The following is an 18,462-nucleotide window of genomic DNA, read 5'->3' on the forward strand; positions in this document are numbered from 1 at the left end:
TGCCGCACTCACACACACTGCCGTTCGCGTTGCACGTTCTGAGCAGCATTCCCCGGCGTCCTTCCGGCCCGGGCGACGGAGGACCGTCGCGCCAGAGCCGTTCTTGTCGATCGTCGCACCGCCCACCCCGTCGGTTGCGGGTCGGTCGGTTCTTTCATCCTCTCGGCGGCCGGCATCATCCCGGCCTCAACCCGATCTTAGCAGGGAGATGGGGTTCTGGTTTCGGGTCGGCCGGTGAATCCGCCGGATTCGTTCGTGAACGACCCGTGGACCGCGGCGGCCGGTCGGCCGATAGACTCGGTACCCGCGGGCGGCGTGGTAGCCCGTGGTACACGACCAGACCGCGAACGAGAGAACCCCCATGAGCCGATCCCCCCGTTTTGTCGCCCGCACGCTGCTGCTCGGTGTTGCGGCCGTTGTCGCCGTTGCCTCGCTGGGCGGTTGCAAGGCCCCGAAGTCCAAGCGGATCGCGATTGCCGGACCGGCCGTTGTCGCCGGTGGGGCGGTCGGGTTGGACGTGCAGAACCAGAACGGGGGGGTGAAGGTGGTGGTAGACGGTTCGCGATCGGAGGCCGTGGTAGTCGCCCGGACCCGGAGTGGCGGTCGAGTGGTGACCGAGGGCGAGAACGCGCGGGCATGGATCGCTGCGGAGTCGGTGGACCAGGAGGGCCGGAGCATCCTCCGCGTGCTCGCGACGCCGGCCGAGGGGATCGCGGAGGAGCCGGTGGACCTGGTGATCTTCGTGCCGCGGTGCGACGGGCTGACGGTGCGTAACGCGGGCGGTCCTGTGGAACTGGTCGGTGTGGCCGGGGCGGTGGACGTGGAGAGCGGCGGCGCGGGCAGGAGCGGGGGTTGGATCCGGCTGCGGTCTGATCACGCGATCTCCTCGCCGGTGCGGCTCATCACGGACGAGGGCACGATCGTCTGCGTGGTGACGCCGGACTCTGCTGGGCGGGTGAGCATGAACGCGCCGCACGGGTCGGCGAAGATTTTCGCGCCGCAGACGGTGCTGCTGGGGGCGCAGGTCTCGCAGACGGCGATCTCGGCGACGCTCAACGGCGGATCGAACGACATCGTGATGCACACCGCGAACGGCGACGCGCAGCTGATCGTGCGCGAGAAGCCGGAGAGTTACCTGACGGCGCGCATGAAGCCGTAGCCGTGGTTGTGTGCAGCTCCCTCTCCGGTTTCGTAGCCCTCGGCGTCGGCTGTCGCACGCCTTCGGCGTTCGTCGCGTCGTGCGGGTTCGGTGGACTCTACGAGTTGCGTGAGGTTCTCTCGGGTAGGGAGCAGGGGCAGGAGAGAAGTCGCCACGGAGCGGCGGGGTTCTCGATCGCGAGGGCCTGACACAAACCGTGTCACGCGGCCGCTCTGCGTGCGCCCGGGAGGAGTGCGGCGACGCATCGGCCGACCTGATCGATGACGAAGTCGCGGTGCCCTGCGTTGAAGCCGAACTCGAAGGCGACTCCGGCGTGGACGCGTGCGGTGCTGTCGGTGTGGCAGTGTGCGATGCGTCCGGTCATGGCGATGGGGGCTGGGACGTGGGGGCGCAGATCGACCCGCATCCAGAGGTAGTGTGAGCGGTCGAGCGCCTGGGCGTCGTCTGGTTCGACGAGGAGTCCGAGGCCGCCGCCGGAGACGTTGAGGAGGCTGGCGGAGAACCCCGGTCCGACTTCGGGCAGGAGCGTGTCCTCGATCGTCATCCGGGCGTCTGATTGGTCGCCGGTGGAAGCGAGGCGGAGGACGTGGTCGCGGTTGGCGACCTCGGCTGGTGCGACGGTCATGGGGTCGAGGAGGGGCCAGCACTCGACACGGGGGAGTGAGAGTTCGGCGGTCGAGATTCGGAAGAAGGAGCGTCGTTGACAGCGTTCGACGCGGGTTGGGAGGGCGAGGCGGAGTCCTCCGCGCGGCTCGTCGCCGAGGGTTCGGGAGTGGAACATCCAGCGGTTCTGGCCGATGGAGAAAGCGCCGATGAGGGCAAGCCCGGCGTCGAGTCGGATGATTCTTCCCGCAGCGGCGGGGTGCTCGACGAGCAGGTGATCGTCGCGGATGTCGAGGAGCCGGACGCGCCAGACGAGGTCCGCGCCGCTTGCGCCGTTGAGGGGCGAGTTGTCGGTAGCGCGGGCGAGGGTGATTTCGAGTGCGCCACCGCGCTGGCGCACCTGCTCGATGCTGTCGCGCCAGCGTTCGGTACGAGACCTGTTGGGGGGCACGGGTGACCTCGCTGAAGCCCGAGAGCCGAAGAGGGCATCGACCTGCGCGGGGGTCTGCTTGAGCCTGATTCGAGAGAGGGGCGTTGCCGAGTCATCGGACGGGGGAGGCGGCGGGCGGGCCATGATAACCACGCAAGGACGCTGCGCCGGCGGAGAGCCGATCCCGGAGGCGTGCGAGGGAGGCGTGTGCCTGCTCGAGTTCGCGTGGAGTCAGACTCCGCCCGCCGAACCGGGCGACATAGAAGGCGTTCGCGATGGCGTGAAGCCCCTCGGCAAGCGCGGGGTCCACACGGTCGAGTTCGCGGGCATGGAGTTCGGGGGGGCGGTGATCGGGCTTGGCCAGCCCGGCGGCGCGGAGGAGCGAGAGGGCCTCGGCATAGAAGGCGGCCTGTTGGACCCGAGCGCGGACTTCGGGATCGGCGATGTGGGCGCGGCGTCGAGCGCGGTCTGCGCGGGCGGCGCGGAGGCGTCGGACGAGCGCGATGACGCCCAGCCCCGCGGCGAGGACGATCGAGGAGGCGACGAGCGCGTTCACGAGCACGCGCCCCCACCACTTCCAGTCGGGGGTCTCGAACTCACCTGCGACGCCGTCGTAGAGCCGGATCGAGCCGTCCTCTTTCGATCGCACCCAGGAGAAGAGCGAAGAGCGGGAGGAACTGTCGAATCCGACGACGGAGGTGATCCAGGCGTATTCGAGGGCGTCGAGGGCGCGCGAGATCCGGGCGAGCAGGCCGGGTCTCGGGGCGTGAAAGCGTCGGAGATCGGCGGGAGCGGTGGGGTCGTGGACTCGCCAGAATCCCGGCCCCTCTTCGACTTCGACCCATGCATGTGCGTTGCTCTCTCGGACGACGTAGTGGCCGGTCGCGGGGCTGTATTCGACGGCGACATAGCCGGTGATGACGCGGGCGTCGATGCCGACGCTCCTGCACATGGCGGCCATGGCGGAAGCGAAGTGCTCGCAGTGGCCGGCGCGTGAGACAGTGAGGAAGTGCTCGATGGGGTCGATGCGGGGCGGTGAAGGGGGGGAGTCGAGGGTGTAGGTGTAGTTGTTCCGAAGGTCGTTGCGAATGGCGATTGCGGCCTCGCGCATGCGGTCGAGCGGGCAGTTGCCGTGTTCGTCGAGTTCGAGTCCGGCGTCGGCGAGGACTTCGACGGCGCGTTGCCTGATGCCCGGGATGGGGAAGGAGGGGCGTTCGAGTCGTCGCCAGAAGGATCCTCTCGGGGGGCGTGGCTGGCCGCACTCGACCTCGTAGCGGAACTTCCCGCCTTGGCCGTCGCGCATGACGACGCCTGTGACGGGGTTGTGTGATTCGCGGCCGCCGTCGAGGAAGGTGACGGTGAGAGGCCTCCAGACGGTGAAGAGGTGGCTTGGCCCCGGGGGTGTGTTGCGGAGGGTGATTGCGAGACGGATTTCGCGTTCCGCGCCGCCCGCGCCGAGTTCCTTGCGTGATCCCGCCGGGAGGACCCCGACCTGTTCGTCCCAGTGGACGGCTTGAGCGTTTGCGATCCACGCGCGTCCTGTGTAGGTGTCGAGGGCCGCGCCGCGGAGGTAGTAGATTTCGCCGTCGCCTCCGAGTCTGACGCCGCGTTGCCAGTCGTAGACGGTGAGGTCGAGGACGGGTGTCTGTGATTCGGAGATGAGTCCGCCGAGGCCGACGTCGACCTTGGTGGAGAATCCGGTGACGCGACCGACGCCAGCGTTTCCCCATCGGCCGAAACGGTCCATGCCGAGGCCGCGGGGCATGAGGACGAAGACGCCCGCGCTGAGGAGGAGTGCGCCCGCGACGACGAGCGCGTTGAGGCGTCGGAGGTCTCGCTGGACGCAGCGTCCGGAGGGTGCGCCGAACTCTGGAACGGGAGCGCCCGGTGGCGCGGCGCGTGATCGGGCGGTGCGTGCGTGTTCGAGTCCGGAGGCGATCTGATGTCGCATGACGGCGGCGCAGAGCGTCGGTAGCATCGCGACGAGGAGGAGGCCGGTGGCGAGGCTGTTGCTGGTGAGGGCGGCGGCAAAGGCGAGAAAGACGCTGAGGGAGAGGAGTTGTGCCTCGTCGCGCGGGCGGCGGCGGTCGAGCATCTTGATGATGAGAACCCACATCAGGAAGCGTGCGAACTCGTCGACGCCGAGGGAGCGATCGAAGGCGACGCGGACGGCGTCGAGCATGGCGAGAAGGACGAGAGAGTTCACGACCCAGCGCGGGGGCATGCGTCCGCCGGAGCCGCCGGTGGCGAACGAGAGCACGATGACGGAGGCAGCAACGAGCGCGGCGCGTGCGGCGTCGCCCGAGGCGGCGCCCCAAGCGGCGACTCCGAGGAGAACGGTTGAGAGCACGAGCGATGGCCTTGGCAGGGCGCGCATCATTTCGGCGCTCCGGCCGCGACGGGGGCAAGGTTTGTGGGCGCGCCCGGCGCGAGCCATGCGTCCGGGGCGTCGGCGGCAAGGCGGAGGGCGCGGCCGGGCGTTGGCCATCCTCGGTCGCCGTATTCGCTGACGACGACAAAGGCATCGAACCGGCCGGGTGGCGGGACGTTGGCGTGTTCGCCCGAGAGCGTGGGTGTGGGAGCGTCGAAGAGGGCGAGTTCGTTGAGGAGAGCGCGGAGCGCGGGCCTGCCCGAGCGAGGGGCGAGTCTGGCGCCGTCGGGGATGGTGAGACCGACGGCGTAGCCGTCTTCGAATGCGGCGGTGGCGACGGCGGCGGCGAGGCTGATCGCGTCCTCGCGGGTAGCTTCTGGTATATCGCCGGTCGAGGGCGTGGGTGGTACGTCGAGGACGATCCAGAGCCTTCGTGGGGCGGGCCGCGAGGTCTGGCGGACGACGAGTTGGCCTGTGCGCGCCGAGGCGCGCCAGGCGATGAGTCTGTGGCTGTCGCCGGTGGAGTATTCGCGCAGGCCGTAGAACTCGCCTCCCGACCCTGCGGAGCGCAGTGCGGCCGCGCTGCCGTCGCCCTGCGGGCCGAGGGTTTGCAGGAGTCGTGCGCGAAGGGGAAGCGGTCTTGGATGGACGATCGCGGCCTGGCGCTGCTGGAAGGTAACGCTTTTTCGCGTGAGTCCGAAGGGGAACGTGCTTGAGACGGTGATGCGTGAGAAGGTGGCTTCACCGCGTCGCGTGGGCCAGACGACGGCCTCGGCGTGAACGGTCTGCCTTGGTCCGACGTGTGCGACGAAGGCGACGGGTTGTGGCGTGTGTTTCGGCCAGGAGGGCGCCTCACGGCCGCGTCGCGAGGCGGGCGACTCGGTGATGGTGAGCGCGCAGGCGGGGATGAATCGGTTTCGGTTGCGGACGCGGTAGCGCACGACCATGCGGCCGCCGACCGCGCACTCGGGGATGGGTTCGCGTTCGACGTGGACGCCCATGAGCGCGGAGCCGGAGACGAAGCCGGAGAGGATGAGGCCTGCGACGGCGACGCCGAAGAGCCAGAAGAGGAGGTTGTTCTGGCTGTTGAGCGCGCCGACGGCGGTGAAGACGGCGACGGCGGCGTAGACCAAGCCGGGAAGGTGAAGGTGGTATCGGCGGCGCACGGCCGGTGGTCGAGGGGCTTGAATGGGAGGCGCGCTCACGGCGGTTGCCTCAGGCTTCTCCGCCGGTGCCGTCGAAGTTGAGTTCGGCGACGGTTGGGAGGTCCTTGATCGAGGCGAGTCCGAAGGCGTCGAGGAACTGCTTGCTGGTGCCGTAGAGCATGGGGCGGCCCAACTCCTCTGCCCTTCCGGTGATGGCGATGAGCCGGCGTTCGAGGAGGGTTCGGAGGACTTCGCCGCAGGCGACGCCGCGGATGGCCTCGACCTCGGCGCGTGTGACAGGCTGCCGGTAGGCGATGACGGCGAGGGTTTCGAGCGCTGCGCGGCTGAGGCGTGAGGACGCGCGCGCGCCGTGGTAGCGTGAGACAACGCCGGCGTGCTGGGGGAGCGTCATGAGTCGATATCCGCCGGCGAGGGCTTCAACCCTGAAGGCACGGTCGCTGCGGGCGTACTCCGCGTTGAGAGCGTCGACACCGGCGCGGATGGTGTTCTCGGCGCGTGACGCCTGGCGCGGGTCCGCGCCTTCGGGGAGCAGCCCGAGGATTTCGGCGATTCGGCGCGCCGGCACGGGCCGATCCGCGCTGACGAGGACGGCTTCGAGCGGCGCGGTGAACGGCTGGTCCGGGAGTGGGGCGTCGTCGGTCGTGGGGTTTCCCGCGGCGTGTTCGAGGGCGTTGGGCATCCCTCGATGGTACCACCCGTCGGGGGCGCGGTCCGAGAATCGGGCAATCGTGCGAACCGCGCGTCGGCGTGCTGGTGAGGGGGAGGGGAGGCTCAAGAACGGGCGTGGCGGGGTCGATGCTGCCCCCGACGAACCGGCGGGTGCAGGCCGCGCTGCATCGCGTCGCCCGTGAGGCGTCCGAGGACACACGACGATGACACCGCAGACCATCCTGCTGGCTGACGATGAGGCCCACATCACGCACGTGGTCGGTATGAAACTGAGAGCGGCGGGGTATGCGACCGTCGTTGCCCGGGACGGGGAGGAGGCGCTGACGCTTGCGTTGCAGCACCGGCCGAACCTGGTGATCACGGACCTCCAGATGCCGTACATGAGCGGGATCGAGCTGGCGACGCGGTTGCGTTCGGACGAGCGCACGAGCGAGACGCCCGTGCTGATGCTGACTGCGCGGGGGTACGTGCTGGACGAGGGCGAGCTGCGTGCGACGAACATCCGCGCGGTGCTGAGCAAGCCGTTCAGCGCGCGCGACATTCTTCGGCGCGTCGAGGAGGTTCTTGGTCCGGCGAGCGAGTCGGACCCGTCGCGTCTTCGGAAGGTGGCATGAACTACGCGCTTCCAGCCGAACCTAACGATGCTCCGCAGACAACGCTGCGTGAGCGGTGCCGCGCGTTGGGGCTGCCGGTGTGGCGGCTCGATACGTCGGGCGTGGTGATCGACGACACGAACCAGCCCGGGCTTGCGGGCGTGTGGCTGCGGAGCAGCGTGATGTGCCGGATGCTTGCCGATGCGGTTCGGCGGTGGAACGCGCAGGAGACGCCGGATCGGCTGGAACTGTTCTCCGGTTGCCACATCGTTCCTTGCTTGGAGACGATCCGTGGTCGGCGGCGCGGCTACACGGCGTTCATGTTTCTGACGCCGGAGGCGCTGCAGGCGCCGGAGTTCGATGCGGTGTGCGCCGCGTCGCAGGCGGACAGGGCGGCTGCACGGAGCGCGGTCGGGCGGCTGGCGACCTTCACGGCGGCGGAGATCGACCGGACGGCGCCCGTGCTGGACTGGATGCTGAACGACCTGAACCGTCAGCACGAGAGCGAGCGGACGATCGGTGGTTTCACGCGGCACCTGACGGATGCGTATGAGCACATCGAGTTGCTGTACGCGCTGGGGAACTCGATGCGAGACCTGCAGGAGCCGGAGCGGTTCATCCGGCTTGCGGTGGAGCAACTGCAGCAGACGACGGAGTTCGGCTGGGCGGCGGTTCGGACGCTTCGCGGTGCGCGCCTGCCGGACTCGATCGCGGATTCGGTGTTCATCGCGGGCGAGCCGGGGTGCGACGCCCGGGCGTTCCGCGAGATGATCGATGCTTTCGCGGGGACGCTGCCGCCTGACGCTGATGCGCACATCGCGAGTTCGATCGCCGGGCGTCCGCTGCCGTGCGGGGCGCAGGTGGTGGTGCAGCCGATCACGGGCGGATCGCGCCGCGCTGCGGTGCTGCTGACGGGCGACAAGGGTGGTGACGACCCGCAGGTGAGCAGCTACGACACGCAGTTGATCGCGACGGCGTCGGCGTTCCTGGGCACGTTCTTCGAGAACGTTTCGCTGTGGCACGAGCAGAACGCGCTGTTCCTCGGCTCGCTGCAGGCGATGACGGCGGCGATCGACGCGAAGGACCGGTACACCTGCGGCCATTCGGAGCGTGTGGCGCACCTGGCGACGGAGTTGTCGCGGCTGGTCGGGTTCGACCAGCACCGCGCGGAGCGGGTGCGCATCACCGGTCTGGTGCACGACGTGGGCAAGATCGGTGTTCCCGAGGCGGTGCTGTGCAAGGAGGGCAGGCTGACGGACGCGGAGTTCGCGTTGATCCGCCAGCACCCTGTCATCGGGTACGACATTCTGAAGGGCATCCCGCAGTTGGAGGACGTTCTGCCTGGTGTGCTTTCGCACCACGAGCGGTGGGACGGGCGGGGGTACCCGCACGGTCTGAAGGGGGAGTCGATCCCGCTGGTGGCGCGGATCATGGCGCTGGCGGACACGTTCGACGCGATGAGTTCGAACCGTTCGTACCGGCCGGCGATGCCGCGCGAGCGGGTGTTCGAGGAGATCCGTCGGTGCGCGGGGACGCAGTTCGACCCCGAGTTGGCGCCGCTCTTCCTGACGCTGGATTTTTCGGTGTTCGACCGGCTGGTCGCGCAGCACGAGGCGGCGTCCCGTTCGGTCGCGACGACGCGCGCGGCGGCGTGAAGCGGGGCGGGCGTGCCGCGGACCGGGTTGGGTACCGTCGCTAGCGATCGGTGTTCCGTCCGAGCGCGTCGATCAGCGAACGTGCGAGGTCATCGGTGGACGCGGGGAGTTCCACGACGGAGACGATGGAGCGCTCGCGTCCGAGCAGGACGACGGCAGCCGGCGCGGAGGGCGCGATTCGATCCATGGTGAGTCGTTGCGCCGGGGACCAGACGACCTGCTCCGCGGGCTGGAGGCCGGCGCCCTGCCAGCGGTCGTGGAACGAGGCGAAGCGTTCGACGGAGGCGGCGCCCGCTTCGAGCAGCACGACGACGATGGTGTCCACGCGCGGCACGGCTGAGACGCCGCCGACACGAGGTGAGCGGATCGAACGCCGCGTCAACTCGCGTCGGAACTCGACGACGCCATCGACGCCGGTTCGCGCGGCGACGATCGCGGCCTCGCGGCCATCCGCCCACCATGCCGGGTCCGAGGGATCGCGGACGAACACGAGGGCGGTGTACGGCGCATCGAAAGCGGGTCGTACCTCCGCCGCGCCGGCATACATGGAGACAACGGGGATGCGATCCCCCACGCGGAGCGGCCGTTCGAGGGCGGAGAGTCCTGAGAGGGAGGCGATGAGCCTTCGACCTCGCGTGTCGATGCGCCATGTTGTCGGCGTGCCGGGTTTGAGAGGCTCGAAGGTGACGTCGAGTGTTGCGATGCCGTCGGCGGTGGGCAGGTCGGCGGAGAATGCCCGTACCCGACCGCGAGCGAGTTCGATCGAGGCGCGGCCTGTTGGGGTTCGGCCGACGAGCCTGACGGTGCGTTCACCGTGCTTGCGTGCGATGACAGCGCCCTGCCAATCGATCCGCGGGGTGTAGGCGGTCAGGGCGAGGGGGGAGGCGAGGTCGTCGAGCGCGAGGGCGATCTGTGGCAGGGGGAGTGCGGGCAGGCGTGCCGCGACGGCGGCGGAGTCCACGCGATCGGGAGCGGACCACGCGACGGCGGTGGTCGGATCGCCGGGATGTGCGGCCGCGCCGACTCCGGACTCGAACCAGACAACGAGCGACTGGGTCTGGAGGGAGACCATGCCCCCGTTGGCGGCACAAACGCGAGTGGTGATCGGCTCGGTGCGGGTCGCGCCGTCCGGGAGAGTGAGCGTGACGGTTGCGCGATCGGCGATCGGCGCGGAGCGATGCACGAGCAGCGCGTGAGCGTAGGCGAGCGCGCCGATCGGTCCGGAGGAAGCGGCGGGGGAGAGCGCGGCGGCCAGATCGACGAACCAGCCGAGGATAAAGGCGAGGAGACTCATCGCGCCACCGTCCCGCGGAGGGCATCGCGCAGGTCGAGGATGCGCCGGCCGATGCCCGGCACGACGGCGTTCGGAGCGATCTCGGCGAGGGGTTCGAGGACGAAGGGGCGTTCGTGGAGGCGCGGGTGCGGGAGTGTGAGCCGCGGCCCGGCCTCGACGCGCGAGCCGTAGAGGAGGAGGTCGAGGTCGACCACGCGCGGCCCCCAGCGGACGGAGGTGGCGCGATCACGGCCCATGGAGCGTTCGATGGAGAGGAGTGCGTCGAGGAGGTCGAGGGGGACAAGCGAAGTTTCGATGACGACGGCGGCGTTGAGGAAGGGGCCCTGCGGGACAGGCCCGACGGGATCGGTTTCGTGGATGGAGGAGCGGGCGATGAGGCGGGTGCCCGGGAGCGACGCCATCGCCCGGACGGCGCGCTCGAGGGCGTCGAGGCGGTCGCCGAGGTTCGACCCGATGGCGACGCAAGCGAGTTCGCGAGCGGTGGTGTCGTGTTGCCTCGCCCCGGGTGCCGTCATGCTGAATCGAAGGCGCGGGGGTGCGGGAAGGCGAGGATGCGCCCCCTACTCCTCCTCGGGTTCGAGTTCCCTCATGCGGTTCTGCATCTGGGCCTTGAGCCGGGCGAGGATGGAGGAGTGCATCTGGCTGACGCGGGACTCGGAGAGGTCGAGAGTTGCGCCGATCTCCTTCATGGTGAGTCCTTCGTAGTAGTAGAGCGTGACGATGAGTTGCTCCGCCCGCGAGAGGCCCTTGGTGACGATGTCCTTGAGGTCGCGTCGCTGGATCTCTCGGAAGGGGTTGACCTGCGTGTCGTCGCGGATGACGTCGATCTCGCGGACGTCGCGGGTGCCGTCGGTGGTGAATGCCTTTCGGTTGAGGCTGAAGGTGCCGACCGCGCTGCCATCGCGCTGGTACTTCTCGAACTCCTCGGCGTCGAGTCCGAGGAATGCGGCGACGTCCTCGTCGGAGGCTGGGCGGCCGGTGCGCATTTCGAGCTGCTGTCGAGCCTGCTCGATCTTGCCGGTGCGATGGCGTACGAGTCGGGGCACCCAGTCCATGTTTCGGAGTTCGTCGAGGATGGCGCCGCGGATTCGCGGGGCGCAGTAGGTCTCGAACTTGACCTTTCGTTCGAGGTCGAAGGCGTCGATGGCGTCCATGAGGCCGAAGAGTCCGGCGGACATGAGGTCTTCGAGGTCGACTTCGTCGGGGAGTCGGGTGTAGATTCGCTCGGCGTTGTAGCGCACGAGGGGGAGATACTTCTCCATGAGGTAGTTGCGGAGGGAATCGGAGCGTGTGGCCTGGTACTCGCGCCAGAGTTCCTCGCCCTTCATCGCGTCGTACGGTGACGGCGCGTTCGAGGCTTCGGCGTGGCGTGCGCTCCTGCGAGCGGCGATGCGACTTCCAGCGAGCGATGCGTGTGCAGCGGCCATCGGTCCTCTCCTTGACCCTCGGCTTGCCGGCCGGCGTTCGTGCCGAACGGCGTGTCGTGGTCGATCCATGACCCGACAGGCGGGGAGTATACAGACTTTGACGGGCTGTCAAGCCGCGTTCTCCGCGCTGTGGGAATCATGCTCTCTCGGCCTCCGCGCGGGGCGACACACGCCCCGCGCCGTTCGCGTTGTCGTTCGTTCGTTGGTAGGTGTCGGCGTGCTCGGCGACGACGCGCGCCGCGACGGCCGCGAGCGCGGCGCCGACCAGGTACATGACGAGCATGGCGGCGATCGCGCGTCCGACGACGGAGGCCGCATCACCGCCGGCCGACGCTCCGGCGACGATCGCCACGGCGAAGCCCGCGAGCGAGCAACAAGGAGCGACGGCGCTGATCGGGCGTGCGTTCATGCAACGAGCAGGGCGAATACCGGACGCGACCTCGCGAGCGCGCAGCCACCCCGGTAGGTGCTTTATCGTCCGCGCGAAGGCAAGCGATCAGTTCGGACGGGCGCAAAGATTCGCGGATCGGCCGTCGCAATCGGCGTGCGCGGCGCGACCGGCACGACACGCACAACCCCCCCCTTGAGGATCGCCACTACCCGTTGCGGTGAGAGGGAGGCGCGGCCCCAAGGGAGGCGATGATCGAAGTTGACAAACGCCGAACATCCCGGCTCGCGCGTGCGCGAGGCCATCGGATGGAATGGGGAAGTCGATTGCGGACGGAGGCAGAGACGCGCGAATCCTGCGCGATCCAGCCGAAGAATGGCACGTCGACCCCAAGGAATCTCCCCGCACACGACGACAAACGCGCATGAACCGCGCTCGCTTCCGGCTCGGAGCGTGCCTGATTCACGACCAGTCCGAGGCGAGGGAGCGTGGAGCCACGCTCGCGTGTGAGGAGGTGGAGGCACTTGATAAGCCCGTAGGCATCGGCGATCGAAGTCGGTTCTGGTGTGGCGACGACGATGGCGAGCGAGGCGGCGAGCATGAAGGTGGTGACGTCGCGGCCGATGCCCGCGCCGGTGTCGATGACGACGAGGTCGCTGACAGATTCGAGTTCGGCGAGTCCGGCGACGAGCGCGGTGCGGCGGCGTGCGTCGAGATCGGCGACGCGGGCGACGCCGACCGCGCCGGGAACGAGGAGGAACCCTCCCGGCGCGTCCACGGCGACGTCGCGCATGGAGAGGTGAGCGGGCGCATCGTGGGCGACGAGGAGGGCGTCGAGTCGGCGGTGCGGGCTGAGGCCGCAGAGGACGTCGGCGTTTGCCATGCCGAGGTCGGCGTCGAGGAGCGTGGCGCGGCGTCCGGATCTGGCGAGTGCGATGCAGAGGTTGACGGCGAGATTGGTCTTGCCGACGCCTCCCTTTCCGGAGCCGATGGCGATGATGGGGATGCCGGGGCGGAGGGCTGGCGCGGCGTGCGCACGGAGGGGGGCATCGCGTTCGCGGACGAGGGCCTCGACGATGTCACGGAGGCGGGAGGCCTGGTCGGCTGGGCGAGCGAGGGCGGGAGTGGCGAGCATGGTCGTCACGCGACGGCCCCCGCGAGAGCGGTTGCGCCGCGGCCTTCGAGGACGAGTCGGGCGAGTGTCGCGCCCTGGGCGGCTTCGACATCGTCGGGGACTTCCTGGCCGGTGGTGAGGTAACTGAGGGGGAGGGCGAGACGAGCGACTGCGTTGAAGGCGGGGCCGAACAGCTCGGCCTCGTCCACTTTGGTGAGGATGATGCGGTCGGGGCGGAGGGAGCCGAAGCGTTCGGCTGCGCGCATCATGACAGGCTCGGAGGCGGCGGCCGAGAGCACGAGGTGCGTCTCGTCCGGCGTGGCGGCGCGGACGAACTCGGCGAGTTCGCGCAAGCGACCTTCGTCGCGCGGGGAGCGGCCGGCGGTGTCGATGAAGACAACGTCGTGATCGCGGAGGGCTTCGCGGGCGGACTGCATTTCGCGGGGTGTGAGGGCGACGCGCATGGGCAGGCCGACGATCTCGGCGTAGGTGCGGAGTTGCTCAACGGCGGCGATGCGATAGGTATCGCTGGTGATGAGCGCGGCGCGGAGACCGTGGCGGAGTTTGGCGGCGGCGGCGAGTTTGGCGATCGTGGTGGTCTTGCCGACGCCTGTTGGGCCGACGAGGGCGATGGCGCGGCAGCCAGCGGCGTTTGCTCGCCCTGGTATCGGGGGGGCGACGGGCACGACGGCGGCGATCTCGTCGGCGAGGGCGGCGCGGACGCGGTCCTGGTCGTGGAGCGAGGCGGCGGGAAGGCGCTCGCGGACGGCCGCGATGAGCCGGTCGGCGAGTTCGGAGGCGACCTGCTCATCGGTGAGCCGGAGGTAAAGATCGGCAAGGGCGTCGGGCATTGCGGCGGTCGAGTGGGCGGAGGCGCCGCGGCCGGTGGCGTAGAGGACGTGGCCGAGGAGCCGTTTGATCGAGGCGAGTTCGTCTTCGATTGCGAGGCGGGCGGTCTCGTTGGCGGGCGCGATGGTGGTCTTGGTGGTGGGAAGGCGCGGCTCGGCGCGGGGCGTGGGCATGGGTTCGATCGCGGCTCGTGCTTTCACGCCTGCGCCTGCCCAGTCGCGGACGGGGACGAACTCGTCCTTGACCGAGGCCGCACGGGCAACGGAGGGCGGTTCGGGCTTCGGCTCCGGGTTGGGTGCTGCGCGCACGGAAGGACGGGGCTGCTGCTGTTTGGGGCGAACCGGGCGCGGTTCCGCGTCGGCGGAAGCGGTGATCTCGACGATCGGCCTGGTGCCGACGCCGAGGACTCCGCCGGCCTTGAAGGAGCGTGTGTGGAGGATGACGGCATCGGAGCCGAGGTCTCGCTTGACCTCGGCGAGGGCTGCCGCCATGGTACTGCCGCGATAGGTCTTGAGTGTCATCATCGCCATCCTTGGCTTGTCGAAGACTCGGGCAATCTACACGGTGTCGCTCGGTTTCGCCAGTGGCTCCTGTTCATGCCGCGGTGACGGCGGGTTCGTGCTGCTTTGGGGGAGTGACGAGGGAGAGAGATTCGACTTCGAAGGGCGAGGCGACCTCGTTGTACCCCAGGACGACGACGGAGGGGAGGTGCGGTTCGACGATCTGCCGGACGACGGCGCGCACCTGCGGCGAGGCGACGACAACGGGGAGGCGACCTGCCGCGGTGACCTTTTCCAGGGCACGGACGATTTGTCCCGCGATGGCGCCTGCGACACGGGCGGGCATGGTGACGCTGGTGCCTGCCGGGCCGCGGTCGATGTAGGCGGCGACCTGGTCTTCGAGCGAGGGGTCGAGGGTGACGCAGACGATGGTGCGTTTGCCATCTGTGCCTGGGGCGGCGACCTGCTCGCAGATGGTGCGGCGGAGGGCGTTGCGTACGTACTCGGTGAGGACATCGGGGTCCTGGGTCTTCGGCGCCCAGTCGCCGAGCGTTTCGAGGATGGTTTCGACATCGCGGATGGGGACGCGTTCGCGGAGGAGGTTCTGGAGGACTTTCTGGAGGTCTGCGGTCTTGACGACGCCGGGGACGGTTTCTTCGACGAGTTTGGGGGTGCGTTGGCGCAGGCCTTCGAGGAGGTTGTTGACCTCTTCGCGTGTGAGGAGGTCGGCGGCGTTTGCGCGGACGACCTCGGTGAGGTGCGTCGCGACGACGCTTGTGGGATCGACGACGGTGTAGTTCATGGATTCGGCGCGTGCGCGCATGGCGGGGTCGATCCACCAGGCGTCGAGGCCGAAGGCGGGTTCCTTCGTCGGCTCGCCGTCGATGGGGGCGGAGGCGAGGCCCGAGTCCATGGCGAGGAGGCGTCCGGGCCGGACGTTGCCGCGTGCCGTCTCCGCGCCGCGGACCTTGATGCGGTACTCGGTGGGTTCGAGTTGCATGTTGTCGCGGATGCGGACGGGCGGCATGACGAAGCCGGCTTCGGCGGCCATCTGTCGGCGGATGGCCTGGATGCGGTCGAGGAGGTCGCCGCCCTGCTGGGTGTCCACGAGCGAGACGAGGGCGTAGCCGACTTCGAGTTCGAGGACGTCGACCTTGAGGAGCGTCTCGATGGGTGGCGGCTCTGGCGGGGCCGAGGCGCGCTCGGACTGCTCTCTGGCCGTTTCGGCGCGCGAGGATCGCGTCATGGCCCATGCGAGGGCGCCGAGTCCGGCGGCGGTCGCCAGCAGCGGCAGCGTGGGAAGCGGGCTGAAGGCGAGGAGCGCGAGGAATGCGGCGGTGATGGCGAGTCCGCGCGGCTGACTGGTGAGTTGTCCCGTCAGTTCGTCGCCGAGTTGCTGCTTGGAGCCGGAGCGTGTGACGATGAGCGCGGCGGCGATGGAGACGACGAAGGAGGGTATCTGGCTGGTGAGTCCGTCGCCGATGGTGAGCTTGGTGAAGACCTCGGCGGACTGCCCCGCGGGCCAGCCGCGTTCGATGGTGCCGACCGCGAAGCCGCCGATGATGTTGACGGCGGTGATGATGATGCCTGCGATGGCGTCGCCGCGGACGAACTTGCTGGCGCCGTCCATGGCGCCGAAGAAGTCGGCCTCGCGGGAGATGTCTTCTCGGCGTCGGCGAGCCTCCGCCTCGTTGATGAGCCCGGCGTTGAGGTCGGAGTCGATCGCCATCTGCTTGCCCGGCATGGCGTCGAGCGTGAATCGTGCGGCGACCTCGCTGATGCGGGTCGCGCCCTTGGTGACGACGACGAACTGGACGATGATGAGGATGAGGAAGATGACGACGCCGACGAAGAGGGAGTCGCCCGCGACGAACTCGCCGAACGCGCTGATGACCTGTCCGGCGACACCGATTGCTTCCTCGGGGCTTCCGGCGTCGGCGGTGAGTATGAGGCGCGTGGAGGCGATGTTCAGGACGAGACGGAACATGGTGGTGGCGAGGAGGAGCGAAGGGAAGACGCTGAACTCGAGGGGTCGTCCCATCGAGATTGTGGTGAGGAGGACGATGACAGAGAGAGAGATGTTGAGCGAGATGAGGAGGTCCAGGGCGGGTGGCGGGAGCGGGACGAGGATGACCACCATCAGCATGACGAAGGCGATGGGGACGATGAGGCCGCGGTGCTTCGCGAGCGCGAGGAGCCACGCCGGCAGGCCGCTGCCGTTGGATGCGCCGTGTTGTGGCGGGTTGGTCGGGGCCATGGTTCAGCGTTCGATCAGCGTCCTGCTCTCGCGGTGCGACGGCGGCCGCGGGGGGCGCCTCGTTTGGTCGCGTGGTGCGAGGCGCGGCCTTCGAGGCGGTAGACGTAGGCGAGGATTTCGGCGACGGCCTCGTAGAGGTGGGGCGGGATTTCGCGACCGACCTCGACGCCGTAGTAGATGGCCCGCGCCAGGGGCGGGCGCTCGACGATGGGGACGCGATTGGCGGCGGCGACGTGGCGGATGCGGACGGCCATGTAGTCCGCGCCCTTGGCGATGAGCCGCGGCGCGCCCATGGACTCGGCGTCGTACTTGAGGGCGACGGCGAAGTGCGTGGGGTTGGTGACGACGACGTCGGCGTCGGGTACGGCGGCCTGGATGCGCTGCATGGCGATCTGGCGCATGAGGCGCATGCGGCGGCCCTTCATCTGCGGGTCGCCCTCCATGCTGCGGCGCTCGTCCTTGACTTCCTGCTTGGTCATGCGGAGGTCCTGCGAGTGCTGCCACTTCTGGTACATGAAGTCGATGACGCCGAGCACGAGGAGGAGGAAGACGAGCCAGAGCGCGAGTTCGGCGGCGGCGCGTGCGAGCAGGAGCATGCCCGGCACGGGTTCGAGGGCGGCCAGGCCGACGAGGCGCGGCATCCAGCGGACGATGACGATCCAGGAGATGGCGACGACGAGGACGAGCTTGCCGGAGTTAACGACGGTCTTCACGAGGTTGCGCTTGCTGAACATGCGCTTGAGGCCGGCGATGGGGTTCAGACGTTCGAGTTTCGGGCGGAGCGGCTCGGGGGAGAAGAGCAAGCCGACCTGCATGACCTGTCCGACGGCGGCGACAACGAACATGAGGAGCAGGACGGGAACGATGACCAGGACGCCCTGCCAGGCTGCCCACTTTGCGCCGTCGGTCATGGACTCGAGGGTGAGGGCGTGACCGAGGGTCTCGCCTTCGAGGAGGCGGCGGACGAGGGTGGACATGCCGCGGAGCAGCAGGCCGCCGACGGCGATGAGAACGATGATCGCGCCGAGGAGATCGACGGCGGCGGAGAGGTCGGTGCTCTTGGCGACGCGGCCTCGCCGCCTGGCGTCCATGAGGCGGTGCTGGGTTGGTTGCTCGGTCTTTTCGCCCAGGTCTTCGGCCATGCGGGTGATCCGTTGCGCTGCGTTTCAGGGGTGGCTGTTTGCGGCTACTGCTGTCCGAAAGCCCATCTCACGACCGTGCCCAATCCATCGCTCAGTTCGTCGCGGATCACGGTGTCGAGAAGACGGAGTGCGAGGCTCAGCACGATGAGGCCGACGATGATCTTGATCGCGAAGCCGACACTGAGGACGTTGATCTGCGGCATGGTCTTCATGATGAAGCCCATGGCGAGCATGAGGAGCATGATGATGCCGGTAACGGGTGCGGCAACACGGAGGGCGAGTTCGAATCCGGACGCTGCGAGGGCGGTCGCCAGGTCGAGGGCACCGGGCTGGACGGCGGCCGCACCTGGTGGGAGCGAGTCGAAGGAGCCGACAAGGGCGGTGAAGAGCAGTTCGATGCCGCCGATGGAGAGGAAGGCGGCGACGGCGAGGTAGAAGACGAGTTCGCCGAGGGCGTCGCTCTGGGTGTCCATTTCGGGGTTGTAGACAGAGGCGATGCCAAGCCCCATCTGGTATCCCATGACGTGGCCGCCGGTCTGGACGGCGACGAGAGGGATGGAGGCGAGGAGTCCGATCGCCGCGCCGATCATGGCTTCGGCGGCGAGGACAGGGGCAACGCTGAAGAGCGAGAGAGGAACGGCGTGCGTGAGGCCGTCGGCGATCAGGCCGGGGTAGACGGCGAGCGAGGCCATGACGGCGAGCATCGCGCGCACCTTGACGGGGACGGCGGGTCCGCTGAGGAGCGGGGCGAACATGAAGAGACCGCCGAGTCGCGCGGTGACGAGCGCGAAGGGGACGAGGTGCGCCAGCAGGCCGTCGGTGAGGCTCATGCGGCGTCGTCTCCA

16 protein-coding genes are annotated in these 18,462 nt (G+C 68.9%); 3 read left to right on the top strand and 13 right to left on the bottom strand.

The window, feature by feature from the left end; translation table 11 throughout:
* The first annotated feature begins 361 nt into the window (after positions 1-361).
* Complete coding sequence (locus FBT69_08880; GenBank protein MDL1904906.1) at positions 362-1,159, top strand: hypothetical protein; 798 nt, start codon at positions 362-364, stop codon at positions 1,157-1,159.
* 199 nt (positions 1,160-1,358) lie between these two features.
* Here FBT69_08880 and FBT69_08885 read toward each other — a convergent pair whose 3' ends face one another.
* The 4 genes from FBT69_08885 to scpB form a co-directional block, all read right to left on the bottom strand.
* The gene (locus tag FBT69_08885; GenBank protein ID MDL1904907.1) at positions 1,359-2,213 is read right to left on the bottom strand and encodes a hypothetical protein; all 855 of its coding nucleotides are present in this window, start codon (positions 2,211-2,213) and stop codon (positions 1,359-1,361) included.
* Between the two features lie 91 nt (positions 2,214-2,304).
* Positions 2,305-4,680 carry a DUF3488 domain-containing protein gene (locus FBT69_08890; GenBank protein ID MDL1904908.1) on the bottom strand — a complete coding sequence of 792 codons (2,376 nt, stop codon included), beginning with the start codon at positions 4,678-4,680 and terminating at the stop codon, positions 2,305-2,307.
* A complete protein-coding gene (locus FBT69_08895) occupies positions 4,569-5,696 on the bottom strand; it encodes a DUF58 domain-containing protein (protein ID MDL1904909.1) in 1,128 nt (375 codons plus the stop codon). Before FBT69_08895 ends, FBT69_08890 begins: the two co-directional genes overlap by 112 nt.
* 82 nt (positions 5,697-5,778) lie before the next feature.
* Positions 5,779-6,648, bottom strand: coding sequence for an SMC-Scp complex subunit ScpB (gene scpB / locus FBT69_08900; GenBank protein MDL1904910.1), 870 nt, complete (start codon positions 6,646-6,648; stop codon positions 5,779-5,781).
* Here scpB and FBT69_08905 point away from each other — a divergent pair.
* Together FBT69_08905 and FBT69_08910 are read left to right on the top strand one after the other, a co-directional pair.
* Complete coding sequence (locus tag FBT69_08905) at positions 6,602-7,012, top strand: response regulator (GenBank protein MDL1904911.1); 411 nt, start codon at positions 6,602-6,604, stop codon at positions 7,010-7,012. The two genes, scpB and FBT69_08905, sit on opposite strands and share 47 nt — an antisense overlap.
* A complete protein-coding gene (locus tag FBT69_08910) occupies positions 7,009-8,646 on the top strand; it encodes an HD-GYP domain-containing protein (protein MDL1904912.1) in 1,638 nt (545 codons plus the stop codon). Before FBT69_08905 ends, FBT69_08910 begins: the two co-directional genes overlap by 4 nt.
* A 40-nt stretch (positions 8,647-8,686) precedes the next feature.
* Here the strand turns inward: FBT69_08910 and FBT69_08915 are convergent, their stop codons facing one another.
* The 9 genes from FBT69_08915 to fliR form a co-directional block, all read right to left on the bottom strand.
* Positions 8,687-9,940: a hypothetical protein gene (locus FBT69_08915; protein MDL1904913.1), complete on the bottom strand. Its 1,254-nt coding sequence runs from the start codon at positions 9,938-9,940 to the stop codon at positions 8,687-8,689.
* Positions 9,937-10,455, bottom strand: coding sequence for a 2-amino-4-hydroxy-6-hydroxymethyldihydropteridine diphosphokinase (gene folK, locus FBT69_08920; protein MDL1904914.1), 519 nt, complete (start codon positions 10,453-10,455; stop codon positions 9,937-9,939). The genes FBT69_08915 and folK overlap by 4 nt, the downstream gene beginning before the upstream one ends.
* A 45-nt stretch (positions 10,456-10,500) precedes the next feature.
* Positions 10,501-11,268, bottom strand: coding sequence for a FliA/WhiG family RNA polymerase sigma factor (locus tag FBT69_08925; GenBank protein MDL1904915.1), 768 nt, complete (start codon positions 11,266-11,268; stop codon positions 10,501-10,503).
* Between the two features lie 235 nt (positions 11,269-11,503).
* Positions 11,504-11,776, bottom strand: a complete 273-nt coding sequence (locus FBT69_08930) for a hypothetical protein (protein MDL1904916.1) — start codon at positions 11,774-11,776, stop codon at positions 11,504-11,506.
* Positions 11,777-11,963: 187 nt separating this feature from the next.
* Positions 11,964-12,899, bottom strand: a complete 936-nt coding sequence (locus FBT69_08935) for a MinD/ParA family protein (GenBank protein ID MDL1904917.1) — start codon at positions 12,897-12,899, stop codon at positions 11,964-11,966.
* Entirely contained in the window at positions 12,896-14,248 is a 1,353-nt protein-coding gene (gene flhF / locus FBT69_08940) for a flagellar biosynthesis protein FlhF (GenBank protein ID MDL1904918.1), read from the bottom strand. Before flhF ends, FBT69_08935 begins: the two co-directional genes overlap by 4 nt.
* Positions 14,249-14,312: 64 nt before the next feature.
* The gene (flhA, locus tag FBT69_08945; protein ID MDL1904919.1) at positions 14,313-16,475 is read right to left on the bottom strand and encodes a flagellar biosynthesis protein FlhA; all 2,163 of its coding nucleotides are present in this window, start codon (positions 16,473-16,475) and stop codon (positions 14,313-14,315) included.
* Between the two features lie 14 nt (positions 16,476-16,489).
* On the bottom strand, positions 16,490-17,617 hold the full coding sequence (gene flhB / locus FBT69_08950; GenBank protein MDL1904920.1) for a flagellar biosynthesis protein FlhB: 1,128 nt from the start codon (positions 17,615-17,617) through the stop codon (positions 16,490-16,492).
* Between the two features lie 44 nt (positions 17,618-17,661).
* Positions 17,662-18,447, bottom strand: coding sequence for a flagellar biosynthetic protein FliR (gene fliR / locus FBT69_08955; protein MDL1904921.1), 786 nt, complete (start codon positions 18,445-18,447; stop codon positions 17,662-17,664).
* Positions 18,448-18,462 lie beyond the last annotated feature (15 nt).

Source organism: Synechococcales cyanobacterium CNB (assembly GCA_030263455.1).
GTDB lineage: Bacteria > Planctomycetota > Phycisphaerae > Phycisphaerales > UBA1924 > CAADGN01.

Coding starts and splice junctions, on each gene's coding strand:
- FBT69_08880 (MDL1904906.1), top strand. CDS start 362: ATGAGCCGATCCCCCCGTTTTGTCGCCCGCACGCTGCTGCTCGGTGTT.
- FBT69_08890 (MDL1904908.1), bottom strand. CDS start 4,680: ATGGCCAACGCCCGGCCGCGCCCTCCGCCTTGCCGCCGACGCCCCGGA.
- FBT69_08905 (MDL1904911.1), top strand. CDS start 6,602: ATGACACCGCAGACCATCCTGCTGGCTGACGATGAGGCCCACATCACG.
- FBT69_08910 (MDL1904912.1), top strand. CDS start 7,009: ATGAACTACGCGCTTCCAGCCGAACCTAACGATGCTCCGCAGACAACG.
- FBT69_08915 (MDL1904913.1), bottom strand. CDS start 9,940: ATGAGTCTCCTCGCCTTTATCCTCGGCTGGTTCGTCGATCTGGCCGCC.
- folK (MDL1904914.1), bottom strand. CDS start 10,455: ATGACGGCACCCGGGGCGAGGCAACACGACACCACCGCTCGCGAACTC.
- FBT69_08925 (MDL1904915.1), bottom strand. CDS start 11,268: ATGAAGGGCGAGGAACTCTGGCGCGAGTACCAGGCCACACGCTCCGAT.
- FBT69_08930 (MDL1904916.1), bottom strand. CDS start 11,776: ATGAACGCACGCCCGATCAGCGCCGTCGCTCCTTGTTGCTCGCTCGCG.
- flhF (MDL1904918.1), bottom strand. CDS start 14,248: ATGGCGATGATGACACTCAAGACCTATCGCGGCAGTACCATGGCGGCA.
- flhA (MDL1904919.1), bottom strand. CDS start 16,475: ATGGCCCCGACCAACCCGCCACAACACGGCGCATCCAACGGCAGCGGC.
- flhB (MDL1904920.1), bottom strand. CDS start 17,617: ATGGCCGAAGACCTGGGCGAAAAGACCGAGCAACCAACCCAGCACCGC.
- fliR (MDL1904921.1), bottom strand. CDS start 18,447: ATGAGCCTCACCGACGGCCTGCTGGCGCACCTCGTCCCCTTCGCGCTC.